This is a genomic window from Sphingomonas sp. CFBP 13728 (genome assembly GCF_014841895.1).
Lineage (GTDB): Bacteria > Pseudomonadota > Alphaproteobacteria > Sphingomonadales > Sphingomonadaceae > Sphingomonas.
The window spans coordinates 283,688-309,990 of record NZ_JACYUS010000003.1; the positions used below are offsets into that span (position 1 = coordinate 283,688).

The 26,303-nt window shown below is 66.9% G+C and carries 25 protein-coding genes; 9 read left to right on the forward strand and 16 right to left on the reverse strand.

Going from position 1 to position 26,303, the window contains the following annotated elements; translation table 11 throughout:
• Positions 1-14: 14 nt before the first annotated feature.
• Complete coding sequence (gene fabD, locus IFT67_RS14200; RefSeq protein ID WP_192238873.1) at positions 15-974, reverse strand: ACP S-malonyltransferase; 960 nt, start codon at positions 972-974, stop codon at positions 15-17.
• 200 nt (positions 975-1,174) lie between these two features.
• Here fabD and IFT67_RS14205 point away from each other — a divergent pair, with 200 nt between their 5' ends.
• The 4 genes from IFT67_RS14205 to rplI all read left to right on the forward strand — a co-directional run bounded on the left by IFT67_RS14205 (position 1,175) and on the right by rplI (position 2,961).
• Positions 1,175-1,531: an RcnB family protein gene (locus tag IFT67_RS14205; RefSeq protein ID WP_192238874.1), complete on the forward strand. Its 357-nt coding sequence runs from the start codon at positions 1,175-1,177 to the stop codon at positions 1,529-1,531.
• 160 nt (positions 1,532-1,691) lie between these two features.
• Complete coding sequence (gene rpsF, locus IFT67_RS14210) at positions 1,692-2,126, forward strand: 30S ribosomal protein S6 (protein WP_056050884.1); 435 nt, start codon at positions 1,692-1,694, stop codon at positions 2,124-2,126.
• Positions 2,127-2,128: 2 nt separating this feature from the next.
• Positions 2,129-2,353, forward strand: a complete 225-nt coding sequence (rpsR, locus tag IFT67_RS14215; RefSeq protein ID WP_031393978.1) for a 30S ribosomal protein S18 — start codon at positions 2,129-2,131, stop codon at positions 2,351-2,353.
• Positions 2,354-2,364: 11 nt separating this feature from the next.
• Positions 2,365-2,961, forward strand: a complete 597-nt coding sequence (rplI, locus tag IFT67_RS14220; RefSeq protein WP_056050886.1) for a 50S ribosomal protein L9 — start codon at positions 2,365-2,367, stop codon at positions 2,959-2,961.
• Between the two features lie 336 nt (positions 2,962-3,297).
• Here the strand turns inward: rplI and IFT67_RS14225 are convergent, their stop codons facing one another.
• The 3 genes from IFT67_RS14225 to recR all read right to left on the reverse strand — a co-directional run bounded on the left by IFT67_RS14225 (position 3,298) and on the right by recR (position 6,342).
• Positions 3,298-4,749 carry a DNA recombination protein RmuC gene (locus tag IFT67_RS14225; RefSeq protein ID WP_107962929.1) on the reverse strand — a complete coding sequence of 484 codons (1,452 nt, stop codon included), beginning with the start codon at positions 4,747-4,749 and terminating at the stop codon, positions 3,298-3,300.
• Between the two features lie 423 nt (positions 4,750-5,172).
• Entirely contained in the window at positions 5,173-5,697 is a 525-nt protein-coding gene (gene def / locus IFT67_RS14230; RefSeq protein ID WP_056062589.1) for a peptide deformylase, read from the reverse strand.
• Between the two features lie 48 nt (positions 5,698-5,745).
• Positions 5,746-6,342, reverse strand: a complete 597-nt coding sequence (gene recR, locus IFT67_RS14235; RefSeq protein ID WP_056052820.1) for a recombination mediator RecR — start codon at positions 6,340-6,342, stop codon at positions 5,746-5,748.
• A 52-nt stretch (positions 6,343-6,394) separates the two neighbouring features.
• Between recR and fmt the strand changes: the two genes are divergently transcribed.
• On the forward strand, positions 6,395-7,321 hold the full coding sequence (gene fmt, locus IFT67_RS14240; protein ID WP_192238875.1) for a methionyl-tRNA formyltransferase: 927 nt from the start codon (positions 6,395-6,397) through the stop codon (positions 7,319-7,321).
• Positions 7,318-8,058 carry a tRNA pseudouridine(38-40) synthase TruA gene (truA, locus tag IFT67_RS14245; protein ID WP_192238876.1) on the forward strand — a complete coding sequence of 247 codons (741 nt, stop codon included), beginning with the start codon at positions 7,318-7,320 and terminating at the stop codon, positions 8,056-8,058. Before fmt ends, truA begins: the two co-directional genes overlap by 4 nt.
• A gap of 69 nt (positions 8,059-8,127) precedes the next feature.
• Here truA and IFT67_RS14250 read toward each other — a convergent pair whose 3' ends face one another.
• From IFT67_RS14250 to dapA, 12 genes are all read right to left on the reverse strand, one after another.
• Positions 8,128-9,324 carry a class I SAM-dependent RNA methyltransferase gene (locus tag IFT67_RS14250; RefSeq protein WP_192238877.1) on the reverse strand — a complete coding sequence of 399 codons (1,197 nt, stop codon included), beginning with the start codon at positions 9,322-9,324 and terminating at the stop codon, positions 8,128-8,130.
• Positions 9,321-10,805 carry an NAD(P)H-hydrate dehydratase gene (locus IFT67_RS14255; RefSeq protein WP_192238878.1) on the reverse strand — a complete coding sequence of 495 codons (1,485 nt, stop codon included), beginning with the start codon at positions 10,803-10,805 and terminating at the stop codon, positions 9,321-9,323. Before IFT67_RS14255 ends, IFT67_RS14250 begins: the two co-directional genes overlap by 4 nt.
• On the reverse strand, positions 10,802-11,209 hold the full coding sequence (locus tag IFT67_RS14260) for an invasion associated locus B family protein (RefSeq protein WP_192238879.1): 408 nt from the start codon (positions 11,207-11,209) through the stop codon (positions 10,802-10,804). The genes IFT67_RS14255 and IFT67_RS14260 overlap by 4 nt, the downstream gene beginning before the upstream one ends.
• Complete coding sequence (gene ilvD / locus IFT67_RS14265) at positions 11,190-12,911, reverse strand: dihydroxy-acid dehydratase (RefSeq protein ID WP_192238880.1); 1,722 nt, start codon at positions 12,909-12,911, stop codon at positions 11,190-11,192. Before ilvD ends, IFT67_RS14260 begins: the two co-directional genes overlap by 20 nt.
• Positions 12,912-12,975: 64 nt before the next feature.
• Positions 12,976-13,269, reverse strand: coding sequence for a hypothetical protein (locus tag IFT67_RS14270; protein WP_192238881.1), 294 nt, complete (start codon positions 13,267-13,269; stop codon positions 12,976-12,978).
• Between the two features lie 168 nt (positions 13,270-13,437).
• The gene (locus IFT67_RS14275) at positions 13,438-13,788 is read right to left on the reverse strand and encodes a response regulator (RefSeq protein ID WP_093399563.1); all 351 of its coding nucleotides are present in this window, start codon (positions 13,786-13,788) and stop codon (positions 13,438-13,440) included.
• A 59-nt stretch (positions 13,789-13,847) separates the two neighbouring features.
• Positions 13,848-16,229, reverse strand: a complete 2,382-nt coding sequence (locus IFT67_RS14280; protein WP_192238882.1) for a hybrid sensor histidine kinase/response regulator — start codon at positions 16,227-16,229, stop codon at positions 13,848-13,850.
• Positions 16,230-16,592: 363 nt separating this feature from the next.
• A complete protein-coding gene (locus IFT67_RS14285; RefSeq protein WP_192238883.1) occupies positions 16,593-18,638 on the reverse strand; it encodes a M13 family metallopeptidase in 2,046 nt (681 codons plus the stop codon).
• A 139-nt stretch (positions 18,639-18,777) separates the two neighbouring features.
• Entirely contained in the window at positions 18,778-20,844 is a 2,067-nt protein-coding gene (locus IFT67_RS14290) for a M13 family metallopeptidase (RefSeq protein ID WP_192238884.1), read from the reverse strand.
• 93 nt (positions 20,845-20,937) lie between these two features.
• Entirely contained in the window at positions 20,938-21,423 is a 486-nt protein-coding gene (locus IFT67_RS14295) for a DUF2062 domain-containing protein (RefSeq protein WP_192239146.1), read from the reverse strand.
• A 78-nt stretch (positions 21,424-21,501) separates the two neighbouring features.
• Complete coding sequence (smpB, locus tag IFT67_RS14300; protein ID WP_055879372.1) at positions 21,502-21,984, reverse strand: SsrA-binding protein SmpB; 483 nt, start codon at positions 21,982-21,984, stop codon at positions 21,502-21,504.
• Between the two features lie 159 nt (positions 21,985-22,143).
• Positions 22,144-23,028 (reverse strand): 4-hydroxy-tetrahydrodipicolinate synthase, encoded by an 885-nt coding sequence (dapA, locus tag IFT67_RS14305; protein ID WP_192238885.1) that lies wholly within the window; start codon positions 23,026-23,028, stop codon positions 22,144-22,146.
• A 90-nt stretch (positions 23,029-23,118) separates the two neighbouring features.
• On the opposite strand from dapA, the gene IFT67_RS14310 reads away from it, so the two are divergent.
• From IFT67_RS14310 to IFT67_RS14320, 3 genes are all read left to right on the forward strand, one after another.
• Positions 23,119-25,128 carry a lytic transglycosylase domain-containing protein gene (locus tag IFT67_RS14310; RefSeq protein ID WP_192238886.1) on the forward strand — a complete coding sequence of 670 codons (2,010 nt, stop codon included), beginning with the start codon at positions 23,119-23,121 and terminating at the stop codon, positions 25,126-25,128.
• A gap of 72 nt (positions 25,129-25,200) precedes the next feature.
• Complete coding sequence (gene greB, locus IFT67_RS14315; protein ID WP_192238887.1) at positions 25,201-25,677, forward strand: transcription elongation factor GreB; 477 nt, start codon at positions 25,201-25,203, stop codon at positions 25,675-25,677.
• Between the two features lie 236 nt (positions 25,678-25,913).
• Positions 25,914-26,294, forward strand: a complete 381-nt coding sequence (locus IFT67_RS14320) for a DoxX family protein (RefSeq protein ID WP_192238888.1) — start codon at positions 25,914-25,916, stop codon at positions 26,292-26,294.
• Positions 26,295-26,303: the final 9 nt, after the last annotated feature.

Consider the following 26,303-nt stretch of genomic DNA (forward strand, 5'->3'; position numbering starts at 1 on the left):
GCGTCTCCGCGTGATCACATCTTCTTCACGAGTTCCTCGATGTCGTCCATCGTGATGACGCTGGCGGTCTCGACGTCGGGGGTGATGCGCTTGACCATGGGGCTGAGCACCTTGCCGCCGAATTCGACGAAGTGGTCGACCCCCGCCGAATGCATCGCCAACACCGATTCGCGCCAGCGGACCATGCCGGTGACCTGCTGGACCAACAGGTGACGGATCGCGCCGGGGTCGGCGACGGCGGTCGCGTCGACATTGGCGAAGACCGGGACCAAGGGCGCGCGGAGGTCGGCGTCTAGGAGCGCGGCTTCCATCGCTTCGGCCGCGGGCTGCATCAGGGGGCAGTGGAAGGGGGCGGATACGGGGAGCAATACCGCGCGCTTGGCGCCGAGGTCCTTGGCCAGCGCGATCGCCTTTTCGATGACGAGGCGGTGGCCGGAGATGACGACTTGCGACGGGTCGTTGTCGTTGGCGACGGTGCAGATCAGTTCGGGGCCGCCTTCCGCGAGGATCGCGTCGACCGCGGCACCGGCGATGACCTGCGCCTTTTCGAGGTCGGTGCCGAGCAGCGCGGCCATTGCCCCCTCGCCTACCGGTACCGCCGCCTGCATCGCACGGCCGCGGAGTTTCAGGAGGCGGGCGGTGGTGGACAGGTCGAGCGCACCGGCGGCACACAGCGCGGTATATTCGCCGAGGCTGTGGCCGGCGACGTAGTCGGCCTTGTCGGCAAGGCGGATGCCGCCTTCCTTCTCGGCGACGCGCAAGGTGGCGATCGCGTTCGCCATGATCGCGGGCTGCGCGTTCTCGGTGAGGAGGAGGTCGTCGGCGGGACCTTCGCTCATCAGGCGGAACAGGTGCTGGCCGAGCGCCTCGTCGACTTCGGCGAAGACCTCGCGGGCGGTGGCACTGGCGTCGGCGAGCGCCTTGCCCATGCCGACAGACTGGCTCCCCTGGCCGGGGAAGATGAACGCGCGCATGGCCTCTCCTCTGTGTTAGGTCTTCGTTTGAGCGCGGGGCCTATAAAGGTGCGCGTCGAGTTGCAACCTGAACGAACCCGGCGGCCTTGAGACAATATGCGACCATTTCGCCGACCTTGCGACAATCGCCTGCGACAATCGGCTCCCAGATTATGGAGGACGCCGCAGCAACGGCGCCGTGTTTTCAACGGGAGATTCTCATGAAAAAGTTCATTCTCAGCGCACTTGCCGCTACCCTCGTCGCCAGCCCGCTGCTCGCCGCAGCGCCCGCCGAAGCGCAGCAGCGTCGCGAAGTCACCACCGTGCGCCACAACGACAATGGCCGCACCGTCGTCACCAAGCGCACCGTCGTCCGCACGCCGCAGTATCGCAACTGGCGCGCTGGCCAGCGCTTCGATCGTCGCCAGGCCCAGAACTACCGGGTCATCACGACGTACCGAAACTATCGTCTCGCACCCCCGCCCCGCGCACATCAGTGGGTCCGCTCGGGTCGTGACGCGATCCTGATCGACGGTCGCGGCAACGTGGTCCAGGTCCGTGGCGGCGCGTTCCGGTAACACCTACCATTACCTTGCCTTTGCCGGATAATCGGCTAAGGCCCTCTGCAACCGGGGTGAGAGATTCGCGTCTCTCGCCCCTGTTTGCATTCTAGACGACAGCCGGAGGGGTGCACGCATGGGGCGTGTATCAGCGATCGGCCAAGACGAAGGACAAGACATGGCTCTTTACGAGCACGTGTTCCTTGCGCGCCAGGATCTGGCACAAGCGCAGGTGGACGCACTGGCGGAAATCGCCACCAAGATCGTGAACGACAACGAAGGTCGGGTCGTAAAGACCGAGAACTGGGGCCTGCGTTCGCTGGCGTACAAGATCGCCAAGAACCGCAAGGCGCACTATGTCATGCTCGAGATCGATGCCCCGGGCAGCGTGATCGCAGAGCTGGAGCGCCAGACCCAGATCAACGAAGACATTATCCGTTACATGACGGTCAAGGTCGACACCCTCGAAGAGGGCCCGACCGTGATGATGCGCAAGCAGGATCGTGACCGCGAGCGTCGTGGCGACCGTGAAGGTGGCCGTGAGGGCCGTCCCGATCGTGGCGATCGTCCGGACCGTGGTCCCCGTCGTGACCGCGAAGAGGGAGCTGAATAATCATGGCACGTCCATTCTTCCGCCGCCGCAAGAGCTGCCCGTTCTCCGCCAAAGACGCTCCCCGGATCGACTATAAGGACGTCCGGTTGCTGCAGGGCTTCGTGTCCGAGCGTGGCAAGATTGTCCCGTCGCGTATCACTTCGGTGGCCGCAAAGAAGCAGCGCGAACTGGCCCAGGCCATCAAGCGTGCGCGTCATCTGGGCTTGCTGCCCTACATCGTTAAGTAAGGAGCGCCCACATGGACGTCATTCTGCTTGAGCGCGTCGAAAAGCTTGGTGCTATCGGCGACGTGGTGAAGGTCAAGGACGGTTACGCACGTAACTTCCTGCTTCCCAACAAGAAGGCGCTTCGTTCGAACGAAGCCAACCGCAAGGTGTTCGAGTCGAACCGTGCGAAGATCGAATCGGACAACGCATCGCGTCGCAGCGATGCCGAGACCGAAGCGAAGACCTTCAACGACGCGACCGTGACCCTGATCCGTCAGGCGTCGAACACCGGTCAGCTCTACGGTTCGGTCGCGGTTCGCGATCTGGTCGATGCGCTGGTGGCCGACGGTCACAAGGTCGGCAAGTCGGCGATCGTGCTCGACAAGCCGATCAAGGCGATCGGTGTCTATACCGTCAAGGTATCGCTGCACCCCGAGGTGTCGGTGGCCGTCAAGGTCAACGTCGCCCGCTCGCCTGAAGAGGCCGAGATGCAGGCTTCGGGCGTCGACGTGATGTCGTCGATGTTCGAGCGTGACGAGGCCGGCTTCGTCGAGGATTACGATCCGAACGCAGAGCCCGGCGCGACCGCCGAAGCTCCTCGCGACCAGGAGGAAGAGGCGCAGGGTTGATCCCTTCGCTTCCCTTCTNGGGTGTCAGGGGCAGGTTACGCAGGCGCCAATCATTGCTGCGAAGGGGATGAGGGCGCAGAGGATGGGGACTAGGTGTTTCATGACCGGGTGACTCTTGGGGGTGTTATCCGGTTAATGCTCGGGATGTGGAAAGGTTGCCGGGAGGTGAATGATTTTTGTACCGATCGGTTTTCGGTGCGGGAGAAGCCACCCTCCACCACCACCCCGGCGGAGGCCGGGGCCCAGTTGGGAAAGCTTGAGTAACGGATCGCAGCGTCCATCATCCGCTTCCCCCAACTGGGCCCCGGCCTTCGCCGGGGTGGTGGTACTCAGAGGTCAGCTTTCGACGTTTTCAGGCTTTTCGATCAGCGCAGGCCCCTCGCCTAACGCCAGCGCATCGACCGACGACACATCCTCCAAGTCCCGCGCGCCAGTCTCGATGTTCAGGTCGCGGAACTTGCGCCCCGTCACCATCAGGCGGCCGTTGAACGAATTGGTGAAGCCGTTGAAGTTCTTCACCGCGCTGTTGAGGCCGACGCCGACCTTCCGCAGGTCGTCCGCCACCTTGGCGAGGCGGTCGTGCATCTCCTTGCCGAGTTCGCCAATCTTACGCGCTTCGTTGGCGAGCTTTTCCTGACGCCACACCGCCGCGACCGTGCGGGCGATCGCGATCAGGTTGGTGGGCGTTGCCAGCAGCACACGCTTTTCAAAGGCGAAATCCCAGAGCGTCGGGTCGTGTTCGAGCGCGGCGGAGAGGAAGTGCTCGCCCGGGACGAACATGATGACGTAGTCGGGCGTGTCGGCGAACTGGCTCCAATAGGCCTTGTTGCCGAGGCCGTTGACGTGCGCGCGCATCGAAGCAGCGTGGGCGGCGAGGCCGATCAGGCGTTCGGCGTCGTCGACCGCGCCGAATGCGTCCTGGTACGCATTGAGCGAGACCTTTGCGTCGATCACCAGTGCTCGACCGCCGGGGACGCGGATGATCGCGTCGGGACGCAGGCGGGCGCCGTCGTCGCCTACCGCGACCGAGACCTCGGTCTGGAAGTCGGTGTGCTCGCTGAGCCCGCAGGTTTCGAGGACATTCTTCAGCTGCTGCTCGCCCCAGCGGCCGCGCGATTTCGGGGCGTTGCGGAGCGAGTTGACGAGTTTGGCGGCTTCGGTGGAGACCTTTTCCTGGCCGAGGCGCATCTGTTCGATCTGCCCCTTGAGGTCGCCAAATGCGTCGCGGCGCTCGGCCTCGACCTTTGCGACGCCCTCTTCGTAGCGTTGCAGGCGGTCGCTGACGGGTTGCAGCATCGACTTGAGGTTCAGGCCGGCGGACTCTTCGGACTGGCGGAAGCGGGCGTCGGCGCGTTCGAGGAAGGTCTTCTGCGCGTCGCTGAGCAGCTTGTTGGCGACGTCGCCGAACTGGGCGGCCATGACGTCCTTCGCCTCGCGGAGTTCGAGCAGGCGCGCTTCGAACGCCTCGCCTTGCGCCTTGAGCGTGGCGATTTCGGTGCGGGCGGCGTCTCGGTCGGCGCGGATCGTGGCTAGGTCGAGGCGCAAGCGATCGGTGTCGGTGGCGCGCTCGGCGTTCTGTGCTCGGAGCGTCGCGAGATCCTGCATCGCGGCGTTGCGTTCGCGTTCGACCGCGTCGCGCGCGGTGCGGATGAGGTCGGCGTCGGCGACTTTGGTTTGGGCGACGGCGAGTTCGCTGGCTAGGGTGGCGGCTCGGCGGGAGGCCAGGAGCCAGCCGAGGAGGATGCCGGCGGCTAGCGCGAGGACGGCGATGATGGCGAACTCAGCCACTTTGCGCGGCCGAAACTGGAGTGAAGTATAGGAAGTGCAGACGCTGGCGCAGCATTTCCTTGGGAGGAGATGGGGGCGTTAGCGGGCGGGTTTGGGGGGCGAATGGGGACGTCATGCTTGGAACATACGTCGAACGGTTGATGTAGGACAATCGGAATATTGTTTTGCCGCGGAGGCGGGAGTCTAGGGTTACTGAAGGTGGTGATTGTGGTCCTGGGCCCCCGCCTTCGCGGGGGAACTAGAGGAGGGCTTCCATATCCTCGCGGAATAGCACCACCCCGGCGGAGGCCGGCGCCCAATTGGATAGGTCGCAGTAACGAAGGACTGCGCTCAGTCGGCGACGTCCCCCAATTGGGCCCCGGCCTTCGCCGGGGTGGTAACTTGCTAGGCGCGCGGGTGGCTAAACAATCGCAACACCTCCCCTCACCCCAGCTTGCGTTGCTTCGCCAGCTTCTTCAGCACCATGTCGCGCTTGAGGCGGCTGATGTGGTCGATGAACAGCACGCCATCGAGGTGGTCGATCTCGTGCTGCATGCAGGTCGACAGCAGGCCGTCGAAATCTTCCTCATGCGCCGCACCGGTCTCGTCGAGCCACTTCACGCGGCACCGCGCCGGGCGTGCGACTTCCGCATATTGCTCCGGGATCGAGAGGCAGCCCTCGTTGTAGGTGGAGACCTCGTCGCTGACCGACAGGATCTCGGCGTTGATGTACGCCTTGGGGTTCTTGATCGGCTTGTCGTCCTCGTCCTTCTCCTCTTGGAGATCGATGACGAGGACGCGCTTCTGCACGCCGACCTGGGTCGCGGCGAGGCCGATGCCGTTGAAGTCGTACATCGTCTCGATCATGTCGGCGACGAGCGTGCGGGTGGAGTCGTCAACCGTCTCCACCGGCTCGGCGACGAGGCGCAGGCGGGGATCGGGGACTTCGAGAACGGTCATGACGGTCATAGCGCGTCCGCTAAGGTACGCGTGGGCATCACGTCAAGCCGATGGGCGTCAAGCCATTGGCCTTCTGGCCCTTAGTGCCTGCGCCAGCGTGCCCTCGTCGAGATAGTCGAGTTCGCCACCGACCGGCAGGCCGTGCGCGAGCTGCGTGACGCGGACGGGGAAGCGTTCGATGCGCTCGGCGATGTAGTGCGCGGTGGTCTGGCCTTCGAGCGTGGCGTTCATCGCGAGGACGACTTCGTCGATGCCGCCGGCTTCGATGCGGCGGACAAGGCTGTCGATGCTGAGGTCCTCGGGCCGGATGCCTTCGAGTGCGGACAGGCGACCGCCGAGGACGTGGAAGCGGCCGGGGAACAGGCGAGAGCGATCTAACGCCCAAAGGTCGGCGACTTCCTCGACGACGCACAACGAGCGCTGGTCGCGGCGCGGGTCGGCACAGATCGCACACGGGTTGGTGGTGTCGACGTTGCCGCAGGTCGAGCAGTTCTCCAGCCGCTCGTCGACTGCGGTCAGAGCCTCGCGCAACGGCCCCAGCGCCGCGTCGCGCTTCTTGAGCAGATGAAGCACGGCGCGACGTGCGGACCGGGGGCCGAGGCCGGGGAGCCGGGCCAGCGCCTGCGTCAGCGCCTCGATCTCGGGGGATGCCATCTGGAACAGATAGGGGGTTGCGCGGCTCCCCGCCAGCGTGTTCGAGAGGGCCATGCGGATCATCTTCATGGGAACGCCGGACTTCGCAGTGCCGGTGCTGGAGGCCCTCGTCGCGGCGGGGCATGACGTGGTGGCGGCGTATTGCCAGCCCGCGCGGCCGGGCGGGCGGCGTGGGCGCGAGCTGGTGCCGTCGCCGGTGCAGGTCCGAGCAGAGGCGCTGGGCATCGAGGTGCGGACGCCGGTGTCGTTCAAGGCGTCTTTGCCGGAGGGGCTGGAGGCTCGCGAGGCGTTTGCGGCATTGGGCGCGGATGTTACGGTGGTCGCGGCCTATGGTCTTATTCTGCCGCGCGCGGTGCTGGAGGCGCCTCGGTTCGGGTGCCTGAACGTGCATGGGTCGTTGTTGCCGCGGTGGCGCGGGGCGGCGCCGGTGCAGCGCGCTATCCTCGCGGGCGATGCCGAGACGGGTGTCGGGATCATGCAGATGGAGGCGGGTCTGGATACCGGGCCGGTAAGGCTCGAGGGACGGACGCCGATCGTCGGCAAGACCGCGGGGGATCTGACGTCCGAACTCTCGGCGATGGGGGCTCGGTTGATGGTCGAGGTACTGGGCGATCTCGACGCCTACCCTGCCCGGCCGCAGCCCGAGGAGGGCGTCACCTACGCCGCCAAGATCGACAAGGCGGAGGCGCGGATCGATTTCGAGCGGTCGGCGGTCGAGGTCGAGCGACTGGTGCGGGCGATGAACCCGGCGCCGGGGGCGTGGTTCGAGGTTGCTGGCGAGCGGGTGAAGGTGCTGGCGGCGGACGTGTTGCCGTTCTCGTTTCTCGGGTGCGAGGGGCTGACGGTCAACGCGGAGCTGACGATCGGGTGCGGTGACGGGGCGATCCGGCCGACCTTGGTGCAGCGGGCGGGGCGCGGCGTGACCTCGGCCACGGAATTGCTGCGCGGGTTTCCGATCCGCTCGGGGACTCAGCTTTGACGCGGTTCGCGTTGACGGTGGAGTTCGACGGGCGGCCGTTCATGGGCTGGCAGCGGCAGAAGCATGGGCCGAGCGTGCAGGCGGCACTGGAGGCCGCCGTGCTCAAGATGACCGGCGAGACCGTATCCGTACAGGCCGCGGGGCGGACCGATGCGGGCGTCCACGCGATGGCGATGCGCGCGCATGTCGACATCGCGAAGCCGCTCGCGGCGTTTCGGTTGATGGAGGGGCTGAACGCGCTGGTGAAGCCCGCGCCGGTGTCGGTGCTGGCGTGCGAGGTGGTCGACGACGATTGGCATGCGCGGTTTTCGTGTGTCGGGCGGTCGTACGAGTACCGGATCGTCAACCGGCGCTCGCCGCTGACGTTCGAGGCGGGGCTGGCTTGGCAGGTGCCTCAGTTGCTGGATGCGGACGCGATGGCGGAGGCTGCGGGGGCGCTGGTCGGGCGGCATGACTTTACGACGTTTCGATCGGCGCATTGCCAGGCGGATAGTCCGGTGCGGACTTTGGACCGGCTCGAGGTGGTGCGGGAGGGGGAGCGGCTGTTCGTTTACGCGGCGGCGCGGTCGTTCCTGCATCATCAGGTGCGGTCTATGGTCGGGTGCCTGGCGCTGGTGGGTATGGGGCGTTGGGCGGTTGGCGACGTGGCGGCGGCGCTCGCGGCGAAGGATCGGGCGATGCTGGGCCTGAATGCGCCGCCTGATGGGTTGTTCTTTGTTGCGGCCGTCTACCCTTAAGCTTGTGTCCCCGCGAAGGCGGGGACCCAGTCTGGGCCCCCGCCTTCGCGGGGGAACACGCTTCTTCGGTTAGCGGACGAACTTCGCGGCCAGCTCGACATGCGTCGACCAGCGGAACTGGCCGACCGGCTGGACCCAGTCGATCCGCCAGCCGGCGTCGCACAGCTCCTTCGCATCGCGCGCGAAGCTGGCCGGGTTGCACGAGACATAGGCGATCACCGGCGTCTTGCACTCCGCCAGCGCAGTCGCCTGTTCGCGCGCGCCGGAGCGGGGTGGATCGATCACCACCGCGTCGAAGCGGTCGAGTTCGGCGACCGTCAGCGGGCGGCGATAGAGATCGCGGTGCTCCGGGTAGACCGGACGTTGCGTGCGGTGCGCGGCGGCCTTGAGCGAGCCGAGCGCGTCGCGTGCGCCTTCGGCCGCGTAGACCTTGGCGGGGATCGCGAGCGTGAAGGTGCCGAGGCCGGCGAACAGGTCCGCGACCGTCGCTGGTTTGCCGATCGCTTCCAAGACGGCGGCGGTGAGTGCGGCTTCGCCATCGGGGGTGGCCTGGAGGAACGACGCGGGCGGCAGCGGTACGGGGACGCCGCCGAGCGTGATCGTTACCGCGTCGGGCTCCCAGCGCGTCTCGGGGCCGAGACCGTCGTCGAACGCCACGCGGGCGATCTTGTGATCTTCGCAGAATTTGGTGAGCGCTTCGGCGGCGGGCAGGCCTTCGGGGGCGAAGCCGGTGATCAGGATGTCCGCGCCCTGGTCGGCGAGCGTCAGGTGGATGTCCGCGCGACGGCGGAAGTTGAGGCGCTTGAGCAGCTGGCGGAGCGGCTGGACGAGCGCGAACAGGCGCGGATCGAGGATCCAGCATTCCTTGATGTCGACGATCGTGTGCGCTTTCTCCGCGGTGAAGCCGAGCGTGATCTTGCCGCCCTTGGCCTCGGCGTGGAGCGTCGCGCGGCGGCGGCTGCGCTCGGGCGAAATGTGCGGCGTGCGTATCGGCGCGGACAGGTCCTGGCCGTCGAGTGCGGAGGCGATGCGGTCGGTGACGAACTCGGCATAGGCCTGGTCGTCGAGATGCTGGAGCTGGCAGCCGCCGCAGGTCGGGAAATGCACGCAGGGGGGAATCTGGTGGTGCGGGCCGGGGATCACGGTGCCGTCGGCCGTGAGCGTGTCGCCGGGGGCCGAGAAGGCGGCGTGGCGTCCGTCGGCGGTCATGCCGTCGCCGCGTGCCGCGACGCGGACGATGGTGTCGATATTGGGTTCGGAAGTCATAGCGACGCTCTGGCGGACCGGAGCGCTTCCGCCAAGTCGTCGGCGATGAACGCAGGCCCCAATCGGCGGGCAGCGTCACTGTGGAGCCACACTCCGGCGCAGGCCGCGTCGATCGGATCGAGCTTCGCGGCGAGCATCGCGCCGATCGCGCCGGCGAGGACGTCGCCGGTGCCGGCGGTGGAGAGCCAGTCGCTGGACCCTTGCGCGATGCGGACGCGGCCGTCGGGGGCGGCGATGACGGTGTCGGCGCCTTTGAAGACGACGACCGCGTTGGCGCGGGTGGCGGCGTCGCGGGCTCGGGTGATCTTGTCGGTGTCGGATTTGCCGAACAGCGCGTCGAACTCGCCGGCGTGCGGGGTGAGGATGACGGGGACTTTCAGGTCTTTGATCCGGTCGGGGTCGAGCAGGCGGAGGGCGTCGCCGTCGATGATCAGCGGGTGGTTCGAGGTCAGCGCAGTGTCGAGACGAGCTTTGGCGGTATCGTCGCGACCAAGGCCGGGGCCGATGACGAGCGCACCAATGCGATCGTTGGCGAGCGCGTGGTCGGAGAATGGCGTGCGGACGAGCGCATGCGGGGGGCCTTGGCTGCCCCCGAGCAGGGTCACGTAGCCAGCGCCGGCACGCATCGCGGCGAGTGCTGCGAGGTCGGCGGCGCCGGACATGGTGCCAGCGACGATCGCGACCATGCCTCTGGTATATTTGTGCGAGTCTGGGCCCGGGGTCGGGAGAATTGGGGTTCTGAGGACCTCGGCTTGGCTGGCGGTGGCGACGCCGATGTCGAGAAGACGGATCTTGCCGCAGTAGCGCGCGGCAGGTTGGAGGAGGTGGGCCGGTTTTACAGCGCCGAGCGCCAGGGTGAGGTCGAAGACCGGCGGCGTGCTGCGCGCCTCGCCAGAGTCGGTGGCGAGCCCACTGGGCAGGTCGACCGCGATGCTGAGCTGCGCGGCGTTCGCGAGGGAATGGAGACACTCGACCACAGACCGTTCCCCCGCGGACGCGGGGGCCCGGGATAGGCCGCTAGGTAAGCCCTCGGGATTTAGCTGGGCCCCCGCGTCCGCGGGGGAACGGTTGGGGGTCGGCGTTGTACTGGCGTCGAGCGGGCGCGTGAGGCCCGTGCCGAACAGGGCGTCTACCAGGATCGGCGCGGGTTTCGCCTCCACCAGCGTTTCGACCGAGCCTCTCCACCCTGCCCTCGCCGCCTTCGCCGCATCCGTCTCGGGTTCCGACAGCGCCGCGACCCTGACCGCAACGCCCATTTCCGCCAGCACGCGGGCCGCGACGTAGCCGTCGCCGCCGTTGTTGCCGGGGCCGCAGAGGATCAGGACTTCGTGTGCGCCAGCCAAACGGCGAACAGCGCCGGCGATCGCGGTGCCAGCGCGCTCCATGAGCGTCTCCACAGAGACGCCGGTGGCGATCACCGCGTCCTCCGCTGCGCGCATTTCGGCGGCGGTGAGGACCGGCTGGCCTTCGATGCCGATCATGAGGGCTTCGTCGTACCCTTGACGGTGGCCGGGAGGCGGTAGCGGTTACCGCCGAGCGCGACCTCGATGCCGTCCGTGCCGGTGATCGTGACCTTTGCCACCTCGGCGCCGTCCGCCGCGATCACCCCGCGGCCGTCCTGCGTCACCAGCAACCGGCGGAAGGCTCCGTCGGGATGGCGGATCGTCAGGATCAGGCCATCCTTGCCTTGCGCCTGCTCGACTGTGCAGGTCGACGCGAACGCGGCGTCACCCCGCGCACACGCGATACGGCTGTCCCCAGCGGTTTCGGTGCGCTGCTTTGCCGCGACCTGCTCGCTGCTCGGCTGCCCCCGCCCGCATGCCGAGAGCGGGAGCGAGAGAAGCGCGGCAACCGCCAGTGTTTGCTTAGATATCCGCGTAGACATGGGTTTCGGCTGCCGCTCCAGGGTGCGTGACGGCACCCTTGTACGCGGGGCCGACGGTCTTCGCATAGCGCCAGAGTGCGCCCGACCCGTAATCGTTGGTGCGCGGCACCCACGCGGCGCGGCGCTCCGCCATCACGTCCTCGGGAACGTCGAGGTCGATCGTGCCGGCCTCGGCGTCGATATGGATGATATCGCCGTTCTCGACCAGCGCGATCGGGCCGCCGTCCGCGGCTTCGGGGCCGACATGGCCGATGCAGAAGCCGCGCGTGCCGCCCGAGAATCGGCCGTCGGTGATCAGCGCGACGCTCTCGCCCATGCCGAGGCCGTAGAGCGCGGCGGTGGTCGACAGCATCTCGCGCATGCCGGGGCCGCCCTTGGGGCCTTCGTAGCGGATGACGATGACTTCGCCTTCGTTGATCTCGCGCTTCTCGACGGCGGCGAAGGTGTCCTCCTCGCAATCGAACACGCGCGCCGGGCCGGAGAACTGGAGGCGGTGCATGCCGGCGACCTTCACGATCGCGCCGTCGGGGGCGAGACTGCCGCGCAGGCCCACGACGCCGCCGGTTGGGCTCAGCGGTGTCTTGATGTCGTAGATGACCTTCTGGTCGGGGTTCCACGTCACCTGGTCGATGTTCTCGCCTAGCGACTTGCCGGTCACCGTCAGGCAATCGCCGTTGAGGAACCCGCCCGCGAGCATCGTCTTCATCAGCATGTAGACGCCGCCGGCCTCGTACATGTCCTTCGCGACGTACTTCCCACCGGGTTTGAGGTCCGCGATGTACGGCGTTGTCTTGAAAATCTCGGCGACGTCGAAAAGGTCGAATTCGATCCCGGCTTCGGACGCCATCGCCGGCAAGTGGAGCGCGGCGTTGGTCGAGCCGCCGGTCGCGGCGACGACGCGCGCGGCGTTGATGAACGCCTCGCGCGTGCAGATGTCGCGCGGGCGGATGTTGTCGGCGAGACACTCCATGACCTGCGCGCCGGCCGCCACCGCGATCTGTTCGCGCGTGGTGTAAGGAGCTGGTACCATGTTGCTGTTCGGGATCGACAAACCGATCGCTTCCGCGACGCAGGCCATCGTGTTCGCCGTGTACTGGCCGCCGCACGCGCCGTGGCCGGGACATGCGACCTTCTCGATCGCGTGGACTTCGGAGAGCGGGCACGCGCCGGCGGCGTATTTGCCGACGATCTCGAACACGTCGACGACGGTGACGTCGCGGTCCTGATAGCGGCCGGGCAGGATCGAGCCGCCATAGACAAATACCGACGGGATATTGAGGCGAAGCATCGCCATCATCATGCCGGGAAGCGACTTGTCGCAGCCGGCGAACCCGACGAGCGCGTCGTAGCAATGGCCGCGGACCGAGAGTTCGACCGAGTCGGCGATGACTTCGCGGCTGACCAGCGAGGCCTTCATGCCCTGATGGCCCATCGCGATGCCGTCGGTGACGGTGATCGTGTTGAACCGGCGCGGCATGCCGCCGCCCTGGATGACGCCGGCCTGCGCCGCATCGGCCTGCGCGTCGAGCGTGGTGTTGCAGGGCGCGGAGTTGTTGCCGGCGGACGCGAGCGCGACGAACGGGCGCGCGATCTGCTCTTCGTCGAGGCCCATCGCGTAGTAATAGCTGCGGTGCGGGGCGCGTTCTGGGCCGACGGAGACGTGGCGGCTCGGCAGGCGCGATTTATCGAATGTGCGGGTCATGGCGAACGCCTATGTCGCGGGAGGGGGTATTTGCGCAAGAGAGTTGCGAGGCTTACCAAGGAATTTAGTGCGTGATCGCCATCAGCGCGATCAGCAGGACCATGATCCCGATCGTGATGACCAAGAGCGTTGCGAGGATCAGGAAGGTGCCGCTGTCATTGTCGAAAGTCCAAGCCACAGCGGGAAGCGCCAGAATCCCGAGCGCAACGGCAACACTGGTTCCGCCGAAACCATATCCCGTAACCAGTGCCAGCAGCATGGAGGAGAGCGTGGCCGTCCGGGCTCGCGAAAATCGCATCAGGTCTGATGTAGCAGATACATAGGAACGCAGCGTGAGGCTAAGGAAGCGTTTGTGCAATACGGTGGCATCGTGTTGCCAACGTGGGTCATCCTGACGAGGTCAGAATCCAGGGCTACTGACGATGCGCTACTTGGCTCTGGGTCCTGACTTTCGTCAGGATGACGGTGGAGATGGAAGTTGCTCTCACCAAGCGCTCCAGGCCTCACCCCTTCAAGGAGGAAGGAGTTAGAGGCCTTCGAGGGCCTTCGCGACGCCGTCCATCGTGAACGGCTTCTGCAACCGCGGACGATCGCGGAATTCGGGTGCGACGCCATCATCGCCGCCGCCGGTGGCGAAGACGAAGGGGACGCCCTTGGCTGCCAGTGCCTCGGCGACCGCGGTGCTCTTCTCGCCGCCACGCAGGTTCACGTCGAGGATCGCGCCATCGACGCCGCCCTCTTCGATCCGCTTCAACGCATCTGCGACGGTGTCGACGGAGCCCGCCACACCCTTGTCCAGCACTTCGAGAAAATCCTCGAGCATCATGGCGATCAACGGTTCGTCTTCGACGATCAGAATCTGCTGGGGAGCGGTCATGTCATGCGCATAGTCGGGATTGTTACGACTTGCCAACATCTTGTTCGGGTCAGCCCGGTTTAGGCTCGGCGCGTCGCCAGCACGTCTCGTGCCGCTTCGGCGAGTTCCTGGACCGAGAAGGGTTTCGGCAGGAACGCGACGTTGTCGAGGTCGATCGACTTGCGCAGCTGCTCCTCGGCATAGCCCGACATGAACAGGATCGGCAGGTCGGGGAATTTCTCCCGCGCATGCCGCACCATCGTCGGGCCATCCATCTGCGGCATGACGACGTCGCTGATCAGCAGGTCGGGGCGGCCGTGTTTCTCCAGCACTTCCAGCGCGATTTCGCCGTTTTCTGCAGTCAGGACTGTATATCCCTGCCGCGTGAGCGCACGCTCCGCGACGGCGCGGACCATGTCCTCGTCCTCGACCAGCAAGATCGTGCCGGTGCCCCACAGGTCGACTGGCTTCGGCGCGGGCTTGATCACCACGGGGCGAGTCGCGGCGGGCGCCGAATGGACCGGCAGATACATCGAGAAGGTCGCGCCCTGCCCCGGCTTGCTGTCGGCGAAGATGTAGCCGCCCGACTGCTTGACGATGCCGTAGACGGTCGAGAGGCCGAGCCCGGTGCCCTTGCCGAATTCCTTGGTCGTGAAGAACGGCTCGAAGATCTTGGGCAGCACGTCGGGCGGAATACCGGTGCCGGTGTCCTGGACGGTCAGCGCGGTATAGTCGGCGACGGGCAGGATGTCGGACGCCATCTCGCGCACTTCGGCGGCGGGAACGGCGCGCGTCGTGATCGTCAGCACGCCGCCGCCGCGCGCGTTCGCCGAGACGATCGCGTCGCGCGCGTTGACCGCGAGGTTGACGACGACCTGCTCGAGCTGGCCAGGATCGGCGCGGACGGGTCCTAGATTGCGGCCGTGCGTCATGTCGAGGCGGACGTTCTCGCCCATCAGGCGCTTGAGCAGGTTGGACACCTCCGAGACGACGTCGGGGAGCTGGAGTATCTGCGGGCGGAGCGTCTGCTGGCGCGAGAAGGCGAGCAGCTGGCGGGTCAGGCTGGCGGCGCGATTCGAATTGGTGCGGACCTGCTGGATGTCGTCGTAGTCGCTGTCGCCAGGCGAATGGCGCATCAGCATCAGGTCGCAGTGGCCGATGATCGCGGTGAGGATGTTGTTGAAATCATGCGCGACGCCGCCCGCGAGCTGGCCGACCGCCTGCATCTTGGTGGCCTGCGCCACCTCGCGCTTGAGGCGGCTTTCCTCGCTATTGTCCTTGAGGCTGAGCAGCACGGCCGCGTCGCCCAATCCGCGCGCGCCGGCGATGGTGAGCGCGACCGGCTCGTCGGGGTGATCCTTGAGCCGGACGGCCATATCGGCGGAGTGCGTCGCGCCGTTCGCGAACTTGCGGATCGCGTCGGCGACCGCGGCCTTGTCCTCGCGGACGACGAGGTCGCCTGGATAGAGCGGTGGCGCGACCGAGTTGACGCCGGCGGCGCGCAGGAACGAGTCGTTCATCTGCAGGAAGCGCCCGTCGCGGTCGACCAGCGCCATGCCGAACGGCATCATGCTGACGAGGCTGCGGACGTGCGCGGAAGCGCTGGCACCGAGCGCGGGCGCGTTCTCCTCCTCGTCGAGCAGCGCGACCAGCACGGGCGCGTCGTCGCCGTCGAGGAACGGGATCTGGAGGACGCGGAGCGGCGTGCCTTCGAGGCCTTCGCGTTCGAACCGGACGAGACCGCGGCTGTCGGTGATGAGGAAGCGGGCGAAGTCGCGGCCTTCGATCGTATCGTATTCGTCGCCGCACGCCCTCGCGCGGAGGACACGGTTGGCGGTGCGGACGCGACCATCGGGCGAGAGCAACGCGGCCATGATGCCGCTGCCGCCGAGCCGGTCTCCGGTCGGGCCGGTCAGCAGCGCGGCGAGCGTCTCGGCGAGGTCGTGTTCCTGCGCGGTGACGAAGCGCCAGACGAGCATGTCGGCATCGTCACCGGCGCGCGCGATCTGTGCGGACAGGCAGACGCCGCGGGCATTGAGACGCTCGACCTGCGCGGTGCCGTCGCGCCACGCGGAGCGGCCGGCGTCGGCGAGTGCTGCGTTGCCGGCTTCGTCGAGCGGCAGGCCGGGAGGTGTCGGAAAGCCTTCGAACAGCGCCTCGTATGCGTCGTTGGCGCAGACGAGGCGCCCGGCGCGGTCGGTGATCGCGAGGGCGTCGGTACCGGCTTCGGCGACGGTGCGCGTGAGGTCCCAGTCTACCGGCCGCGGCGCGTCCTTGGCGACGGGATTGAGCAGGCGCCACGCGATCAGCGCGCCGATGACGATGACGGCGGCGGCGAAGAAACCGGCGGCGGCGATCCAGCTGCCGACGAGCAGCAGCACGATCGCGGCGGCGGCGACGCCCGAGGCTATGGCGACGAGTGCTGCGTTGCGGGCGGGGGTGGGTAAAGCGAGCGATGCCATCGCGGGGAGTCATCCGCTGTTGCGGGGTTGGGCGTCAAGCGGGTTGGTGGGTTTAAGGGGCCGAGCTTGTCTCGCGGGCGGGAGGCGGGAGGCGGGCACTTCCCCTTGTGCCTCCCCTTGCAGACTAGCTCTCATACCACCCCGGCGAAGGCCGGGGTCCAATTGAGGAACGTTGCTAACGAAGGACCGCGCTTCGTTACTGCAACCTTTCCAATTGGACCCCGGCCTTCGCCGGGGTGGTAGCCAAGATAATTTAACCTCCTGCTCCCCCGCGGAGGCGGGGGTCCAGGGTTACGGAGGAAATCCCTTGCGATCCCTAGCCCCCCGCCTCCGCGGGGGAACCAGAAGTGTGCGATCCGTCCCTTACCAGATCCGAACGCGCTGCTCCGGCGTCAGGTGCAGCTTCTGCCCGGGCGTCGGCTTGTACGCCGCGTACCAGGGGTCGAGGTTCCGCACGACCCATGCGCGCTGCTGCGACGGCGAGTGAGGATCGGTCAGCAAGCGATTGCGAAGGTTGGCTTCGCGGTAGTTGCGACGCCAGACCTGCGCCCAGCCGAGGTAGAAGCGCTGGTCGCCGGTGAAGCCGTCGAGGACAGGCGCGGTCTTGCCGCCGAGCGCGGTGTGGTAGGCGTCGTACGCCACCGTCAGGCCGGCGAGATCGGCGATGTTCTCGCCCATCGTGAGCTGACCCTTCACGTGCATGCCAGGAAGCGGTTCGTAGGCGTCATACTGCGCGCCGAGCTGGCCGGTGAGCGCGTTGAAACCGGCGATGTCCTTGGCCGTCCACCAGTCGGTCAGCTGGCCCTTGGCATCATACTTGGAACCCTGGTCGTCGAAATGATGGCTTAGTTCGTGGCCGATCACCGCGCCGATGCCGCCGTAATTGACCGCGTCGTCGGCCTTCGGATCGAAGAACGGCGGTTGCAGGATCGCGGCGGGGAAGACGATCTCGACCATGCCGAAATTGGCGTAGGCGTTCACCGTCATCGGCGTCATGCCCCATTCCCAGCGCTGCAACGGCTTGCCGAGCTTCGAGATATTGTCCTGGTGCTGCCATTCGTTCGCGCGCCATTCGTTGCCGAACGCGTCGCCCGACGTGATCGTCAGCCCGGAGAAATCCTTCCACTGGCTGGGATAGCCGATCTTCGGGGTGAAGGCGGCGAGCTTGGCGTGCGCCTTGACCTTGGTCTCGGGCGCCATCCATTCGAGCTTGTCGATCCGGCGGCCCATCGCGGCGAGCACGTTCTTGACGAGCTTGTCGGCCGCGGCCTTGGTCTCGGGCGGGAAATACTGCGCGACGTAGAGCTTGCTGACCTCGTCGTCGAGCGCGCCGGAGGTGAACTGGACGCCGCGCTTCCAGCGAGCTTCCTGCTCGGGCGTGCCGCCGAGGACGGTGCCGTAGAACGCGAACTGCTCGGCGTCGAACGCCTTGGGGAGGACGTCGGCATAGCCGTCGAGCGAGCGCAGGATCAGCTGGTCTTTCAGCACGCCGATCGGTGCGGTCGAGACCAGCTTGGCGATGCCGGTGATCGCGGAGGGCTGCGCGACGATGACGGTCGGGACGGGCGTGCCGATGCCCTTGAAATACGCCGCGAAATCGAAGCCGGGCGCGCGCTTGGCGAGATCGGCGACAGTCATCTTGTTATAGGTCTTGGTGGCGTCGCGGCTGTCGACGCGGGTCCAGCTGACCTTGGCGATCTCGGTCTCGAACGCGAGCAGCGCGGTGGCGCGCGCCTCGGCATTGGGTTCGCCGGCGAGCGTGAGCATCTTGACGATGTGAGCGCGGTAGGCGTTGCGCGCCTCGACCAGTTTGGCGTCGGTACTGAGGTAGTAATCGCGGTCGGGGAGGCCGAGGCCGGACTGCCCTAGCGAGAGCGCGTATTGCTCAGGAAGCTTGTCGTCCTGGCCGACGCCGCCGCCGAACGGGCCGCCGATACCGGCGCGGTCTGCTTCGGCGAGGAGTGCCGGATAGCCGGCGCGGTCGTTCAGCGCGGCGATCTTGGACAGCCACGGCTTGATCGGGGCGAGGCCCTTGCCTTCGATGGTGCCGGTGTCGAGGAACGTCGCGTAGGCGCGGCCGATCTTCGAGTTGGAGTCCTTCGCGGCGGTGTCGAGGATGCCGCGGGTGCGGCTCTCGGACAGGTCGGAGAGGAGGTTGAACGAGCCGTAGTTCGACTTGTCGGCGGGGATCGGGGTGGTCTTTGCCCAATTGCCGTTGGCGAAGGTGTAGAAGTCGTCGCCGGGCTGGACGGTCTTGTCCATGCCCTTCTCGTCGAAGCCGAACGTCCCGTATTGCGCGCCGGTCGGGGCGGCGGGAGCGGGCTTTGGTTCAGAGGTTTGCGAGATAGCGGCGGTGACGCCGGTGATGGCGGTTGCGGCGAGTAGGCCGGCGACGATGAACGACTTCATGGGGTTCTCCGGGGGGTGGTGCGTGTCGTGCGAGAACCGTCCTCACCCTTCCCACGGCCAAGTGGCCGCGGGCCCCTTCCCTCTCCCAATTGGGAGAGGGAGAGACGCCGAAGGCGGCGATGGGTGAGGACAGTCTGCGTTACCAGATGCGGACGCGGTTGGCGGGGGCGAGGTAGCTGGCCTCACCCGGCTTGGCGCCGAACGCGGCGTACCAGGGGTCGAGGTTGCGGACCGTCAGGACGCGCTGGTGGCCCGGCGAATGCGGATCGGACAGCAACGTCTGCTGGAGCGCGGCGTCGCGGAACTTGGTGCGCCAAACGCCTGCCCAGCCGTAATAGAAGCGCTGGTCGCCGGTGGTGCCGTCGATGATCGGCGCCTGCTTGCCGCCGAGCGACTTGTGGTACGCGTCGTAGGCCACCGTCAGGCCCGCCAAGTCGGCGATGTTCTCGCCGAGCGTCAGGCCGCCCTGGATGTGCTGGCCGGGGAGCGGTTCGTACGCGTCGTACTGCTTCACGAGCGCATCGGTGAACACCTTGAAGCGCGCGACGTCCTGCGGCGTCCACCAGTCGGTGAGCTTGCCGTTGAGGTCGTATTTGCGGCCCTGGTCGTCGAAGTGATGGCTGATCTCGTGACCGATCACCGCGCCGATGCCACCGTAATTGACCGCCGGGTCCGCCTTCGGATCGAAGAACGGCGGCTGCAGGATCGCGGCCGGGAAGACGACCTCGTTCATCGTCGGGTTGGCGTAGGCGTTGATCGTCATCGGCGTCATGAACCATTCGCCGCGATCGATCGGCTGGCCCAGCTTCTTCAGGTCGCGATCATATTCGAACGCGTTGGCGCGCGCGACGTTACCGACGAGATCGCCGCGCTGGATCTGAAGCGCGGAATAATCGCGCCACTTGTCCGGATAACCGATCTTCGGCGTGAAGGCGGCGAGCTTGGCGAGCGCCTTGGTCTTGGTCTCGGGCGCCATCCATTCGAGGTTGCGCAAGCGCTCGCCCATCGCGGCGATGACGTTCTTCACCAGATCGTCGGCAGCGGCCTTCGACGCGGGCGGGAAATACTTCGCGACGTACTGCTGGCCGATCGCCTCGCCCATCGCGCCCGACACGGTCGTGACGCCGCGCTTCCAGCGGACCTGCTGCTCGGGCGTGCCCGACAGCGTGGTGCCGTAGAACGCGAAGTTGGTCTTGTCGAAATCGCTCGACAGGTACGGCGCATACGAACGCAACACCTTCAGCATCGCATAGTCCTGCAGGACGTTCAGCGGCGTGTCGGCGAAGACCTTCGCCTCGCCGGTCACCGCGCTCGGCTGTGCGACGAGGTAGAACGGCCGGCCGGTGACGCCCATCGCGGTCATGTACTGCGCCCAGGGGAAGCCGGGTGCCTTCGCGGCAAAGTCGGCGGCGGTCCATTTGTTGTAGGTCTTGTCGGCGTCGCGGCTCTCGATCCGCGTCCAGTGCGCGGTCGCGAGCCCCTTCTCCATATTGAAGACGGCAGCAGCGCGAGCGGCGGCGTTGGGCTCGCCGGCGAGCGTCAGCATGCGCGTGAGATACGCCTGGTAGGCGGTGCGGATCGTCGCGAGCTTGGCGTCGTCCTTGAGGTAATAGTCGCGATCGGGGAGGCCGATGCCGCTCTGCCCGAGGCTGACTACGTAGGTGGTCGGGTCCTTGTCGTCCTGCTGCACGCCGACGCCGACGAGGCCGCCGACGCCCATGCGCTGGAGCTTGGCGATCTCGGTAGCGAGCGCGGTCTTGTCCTTGGTCGCCTTGAGTGCGGCGAGCATCGGCTTGACCGGCGTGGCGCCCTTCGCGTTGACCGCGGCTTCGTCCATGAAGCTGGAATAGAAATCGCCGACCTTGTCGCCGGGCGTCTTGGCGGAGACGTCGAGGATCGTGCGGGTGCGTTCCAGCGACAGGTCCTGGAGGACGTGGAACATGCCGTAGGACGAGCGATCGGCGGGGATCGGCGTCGTCTTCACCCAGCCGCCGTTCGCGTAATCGAAGAAGTCGGTGCCCGGCGTCACGCTGGTATCGCGGCCAGCCATGTCGAAGCCGAAATCGCCGATCTGCGGCTTGTTGGCATCCTTGGCGGCGACGGGGCCCTTGGCAGCCTTGGCGAGGGTCGGCGACGGGGTGTTCGTTTGGGCGAAAGCCGATGCGGCGGACGCGAGCAGGATCACGGTAACAATCGACTTACGCATCTAAAAAACCTCGGGAAGGACTTCAGGATACCGCGTGTTCTACGCCGATAGGACGGTCCGTCAATTCGGGTAGGTCAATATTAGTGACGATTGTTACGATCCGCGATTGTCGTGGCGATTGCGCCACTTGCGCGCGATCCACAACCGCCAGCCGAGCGCGCTGAGCGCATAGCCGCCGACCGAACAGACGATCGTGATGACCAGCAGGCCGAGCGCGGTGGCGGGGCCAGCCTGCATCAGCCACGGGATCCATTCGGTGCGCGCCGCCGCATCCGCGACGGGCTGGCCGGGGACATGCGCGTCGAGGCGGAGCAGCGACGAGCCGATCCAATAGGCCGCGATCCAGAGCGGCGGCGTGGTCAGCGGGTTGGTGATGAAGGTGGTCAGCGCCGCGGTCGGCACGTTGGCGCGGAACGGCAGTGCGAAGATCGCAGCGACCGGGGTTTGCGCGACCGGGATAAGGATGCCCGCGACCATCCCGAGCGCGACACCGCGCGGAACGGAACGACGGGTGAAACGCCAGAGCTCGGGCGCGAGGACGCGGTGCGCGACCGGCCGGAGGAGACGGTTCCGCTCCATCGATTCGCGGGTCGGCAAGTTGCGATGCGACCACGCCGCGAGGCGCCCGAAGATACTGCCCGGCGCCTTCGACACAGGCTATCCGCGATCCCGCATGATCCGGCCCTGCTCGCGCTTCCAGTCCTGTTCCTTCACCGAATCGCGCTTGTCGTGGTTCTGCTTGCCCTTGGCGAGCGCCAGTTCGATCTTCGCGCGGCCCTTCGAATTGAAGTAGATCATCAGCGGCACGAGCGTCATGCCCTGGCGCGCGACCGCACCGAACATCTTGTTGATCTCGCGCTCGTGGAGCAGCAGCTTGCGGGGGCGCTTGGGCTCGTGGTTGAAGCGATTGCCGTGGCTAAATTCGGGGATGTTCGAATTGACCAGGACCACGTTCTTGCCCTTCACCTCGGCATAGGCCTCGGCGATCGAGCCCTCGCCGCCGCGCAGCGCCTTCACTTCGGTGCCGGTGAGCGCGATGCCCGCCTCGAACACCTGCTCGATATAATAATCATACCGCGCGCGCCGGTTCTCGGCGACGATCTTGGTCTTCTCGAAGGTCGGGGGTTTGGGACGTGCCATGGGACGCGCGATGTAGGAGGTCGGAGGGCTTAGGGGAAGCGGTGGGGTGCTATTCGCGCAAACAAACGCCGTTCTCCTGCGAATGCAGGAGCCCAGGGTTACACGCGGCGGTCTCCGCGATCCTGGGCTCCTGCTTTCGCAGGAGAACACGCAAGGGGTTCAGGTCAGACCGGCATGCGCCAAAGAGGCATCGACGGCTGCGCGCGATGCTTCGCCGGCGGGGGTCATCGGCAGGCGTAACGTCTCTGGGAAGCCCGCCCGCACCTTCGTCATCGCGTACTTCACCGGGCCCGGCGACGCGTCGGTGAACAGCGCTTCGTGCAACGGATAGAGCTGATCCTGATAGGCCAGCGCCTTGACGAAATCGCCCGCCTGACACGCCGCCTGGAACTCCGCGCACAGCTTGGGCGCGACGTTGGCGCTTACCGAGATGCAGCCGGTGCCGCCCATGACGTTGAACGCCAGTGCCAGATCGTCATTGCCCGACAGCTGGCAGAAATCCGGCCCGCACGACGCGCGGTGCTGCGAGACGCGGGCGAGGACGCCGCTGGCATCCTTCACGCCGACGAACACGTCCGGGAACGCCGCGACGATCCGCGCCAAGGTCGCTGGCTGGATGTCGGTCACCGTCCGCGCGGGGACGTTGTAGAGGATGATCGGCAGCGGGGTCGACGTCGCGAGCGCCTCGAAATGGCGGAAGATCCCCTCCTGCCCCGGCCGGTTGTAATAGGGCGGCACCATCAACGCGGCGTCGGCGCCGGCTTCCTTCGCGGCGCGCAGGTTTGCCGAGGCAACGCGCGTGTCGTTCGAGCCCGCGCCGGCGATGACCGGCACGCGGCCCTTCGCCTGGTCGACGCAGACGCGGACGACGTGGAAATGCTCGTCGTACGACAGGGTCGCCGCCTCGCCGGTCGTCCCGCAGGCGACCAGCCCCGACGAGCCCTCGACGATCTGCCATTCGATGAAGTCGCGATAGGCGGTTTCGTCGAAGCTGCCATCGGCGGCGAACGGCGTGACGAGCGCCGGAATAGATCCTGAAAACATGCGGTGGCCTGCGGTCCTGTTGCGCCGGACGTCTTGCAAAATCCGGATTTCGTTCAGGACAGATACGGGTTCGGGGCGTATGCTGTCCACATGGTAGCATCGATGTTTAAAACGAGCCTTCTCCTTGCAGTCGTGGCGGGGACGGTCGCCGCGTCGGGGGGCGGGCAGCAGACGCTGGATCGCTACAGCACGCAGCTGGCCAACATGGGCCCCAATGCGCAGCCGATGGCGACGCCCACGATGAGCGACGGCGCGATCGCCTCGACCATCGCGCAGTGGCGGGCGTTGCAGCAGACCGATGCGCTGCCGTTCGACAGCTATGCGGGCTTCCTGATGGCGCATCCGGGCTGGCCGAACGAGACGGCCAACCGGCGGGCGGCGGAGCGCAAGGCGGCGACCGGATCGCCGACCAGCGTCGTCGCGTTCTTCCGCCGCTATCCGCCGCAGTCCGCGTCGGGCGGTGTCGCATATGCGCGGGTTTTGCAGGCAACGGGTGCGCGCGATCAGGCGTATGCGGCGGTGCGGACGGCATGGCGGAGCAGCGGACTGACGCCGACCGACGAGGCGATGGTCGTGTCGGGCTTTCCGGGTGCGCTGACGCCGGACGATCAGGATGCGCGGATGGATGCGCTGTTGTGGGCGGGCCAGACCGGCGCGGCGCAGCGGCAATTGGTGTGGACGAGCGCGGCGCGGCGGCCGATCTTCGAGGCACGGCTGGCGTTCCGGACGAATGCGCCAAACGCGTCGGATATCTCGGCCTCGACGCAAACCTTGTATGCGAACGACGCGGGCTATGTCGCGGACCGGGCGCAATGGTTGCGCAATTCGGGGGCGAGCCCGTCGGCGCGCGCGTGGTTGGCGCGGCCTCGGTCATTGGTAACGCGGCCGGGCAATGCCGCCGAGTGGTACGAAGTGCTCGTCACCAACGCCAATGGCGCGGCGAACGACGGGCAGTATCAGGTCGCCTATGACATCGCGCGGCAGATCGACGACGCGTATCCGTTTGGCGCGGACATCGCGGCGAAGTCGTATGCCGAGCGCGACGAATATACCAATCTCGCCTGGCTCGGCGGGCGCGTGGCGATGAAGCAGCTCGGGCGGCCGGCGGATGCGATGACGCTGTTCGACCGGTACGCGCGCGGCTCGCGCTCGCCGCAGGTCCGGTCGAAGGGGTATTACTGGGCGGGACGTGCGGCGGAGGCGGCCGGGTTGGCGCCTCAGGCGGCGGCGTTCTACGGCCAGGCGGCGGGATATCGCGATCAGTATTACGGGCAGCTGGCGAACGAACGCACCGGGCGTGCGCTGGTCGCGCCGCCGTCCGTTGCTTCCGTGGCGATCGACCCGGCGACACGCGCGGCGTTCGATCGGCGAGAGACGGTGCGTGCGGTCAAGTTCCTCGGGCAGATCGGCGACTGGCAGGACCAGACCGCGTTCGTCCGCCAGATCGCGGCGGATGCGACGACCGACACCGATCACCTGCTCGCCGCCGAGCTGTCGAAGAGCATCAACCGGCCGGACCTGGGCGTTATGGTCGGGCGGAGTGCGCTGGCTAACGGCCTCAGCGATTATTCCGCGGTCGGCTTTCCGATGGTCGCGGTGCCGGCGGGGTACGAGGATAACTGGACGATCATCCACGCGATCTCGCGGCAGGAGAGCCAGTTCGATCGTGCCGCGGTGAGCCACGCCGGCGCGCGCGGGCTGATGCAGTTGATGCCGGCGACCGCGCGCGAGCAGTCGGGGAAGATCGGGCTGGCCTACAACCAGGCGGCGCTGACGACCGATCCGAACATGTCGATCATGCTGGGGTCGAGCTATTTCCAGCGGGTGTATGCGAATTACGGCAGTTATCCGCTGGCGGTGGCGGCGTATAATGCGGGCGGCGGCAACGTGAACAAATGGCTCCGCGCGAACGGCGACCCGCGGACTGGCGCGGTCGATATGGTCGATTGGGTCGAGGCGATCCCGTACCAGGAGACGCGCAATTACGTACAGCGCGTGCTGGAAAATGCGGTGGTGTACGACCTGATGAACCCTGCGCGGGCGAAGAGCCGGGGGGCGGCGCGGTTGTCGTGGTATCTGGGGAAGAACCGGCCGGGCTGAGGCTGTTCTCCCGCGAAGGCGGGAGTCCAGACTGGGCTCCCGCCTTCGCGGGAGAACATGGTAGGCAAGCGCATGGATCGCCCCAACTACATAACCCCCGCCGGCTACGCCGTACTCCGCACCGAATACGAGCAACTCCTGTCGACCGAGCGCCCGGCCTTGGTTGAAGTCATCTCGTGGGCGGCAGGCAACGGCGACCGGTCCGAGAACGGCGATTACATTTACGGCCGCAAGCGCCTGCGCGAGATCGATCGCCGGCTCGGCTGGCTGTCGAAGCGGATGAGGGCGGCCAAGGTCGTCGACCCCGCCGCGCAGGAAGATCGCTCGCGCGTGTGGTTCGGCGCGTGCGTTACGGTCGCGGACGACGATGATATCGAGCGGGTCCTGACCCTGGTCGGCGACGACGAGACGGACGCGAGCAACGGGCGGATCGGCTGGAACTCGCCGTTCGCACGCGCCTTGCGCGGCGCTGCGATCGGCGACGTGCGTCGCGTGGATTTGCCCGCCGGCGAGCGCGAATATGAGGTGATGGCGATCGCCTACCCCTGACCTTGCGATCCTCCCCCGCCAGGGGGAGGTGTCGCCGAAGGTGACGGAGGGGGCGGACGCACAACAGTGGTCACCCCTTACCTCCCCCTCCGTCTGGCAAGCGCCAGCCACCTCCCCCTAGCGGGGGAGGATCGTGAGAGCGCCTCCCGTCAACGATCCGTTTCGATCTACGCGAATTGACCTCGGCCCGCCCCCGTGTGACGTTTCGCCCACGCAACGACACTTGAGGATTCCCCATGCCGATACCCGCCACCTGGTCCGCCCGCCTGCTCAGCGTCATGCGCATCGTCGTCGCGCTCGTGTTCTTCAGCCACGGCATCTCGAAATTCTTCGGTCTGCCCCCCTTCCCGATGCCGATGAACCCGTTGCTGTACGCCGCGGGCGGTCTCGAAGTCGTTGGCGGCGGTCTGCTGATCGTCGGCCTGTTCACGCGGCCGGTCGCGTTCGTGCTGTCGGGCATGTCCGCGGTCGCGTATTTCATGGCGCACATGCCGAAGGGCCCCTTTCCGATCGCCAATGGCGGCGAGGCGGCGGTGCTCTACTGCTTCGTCTTCCTGTACCTCGCTGCGGCCGGTGGCGGCGTCTGGAGCGTGGACGCAGCGCGCGCGCGGGGCTAACCTTGCGCG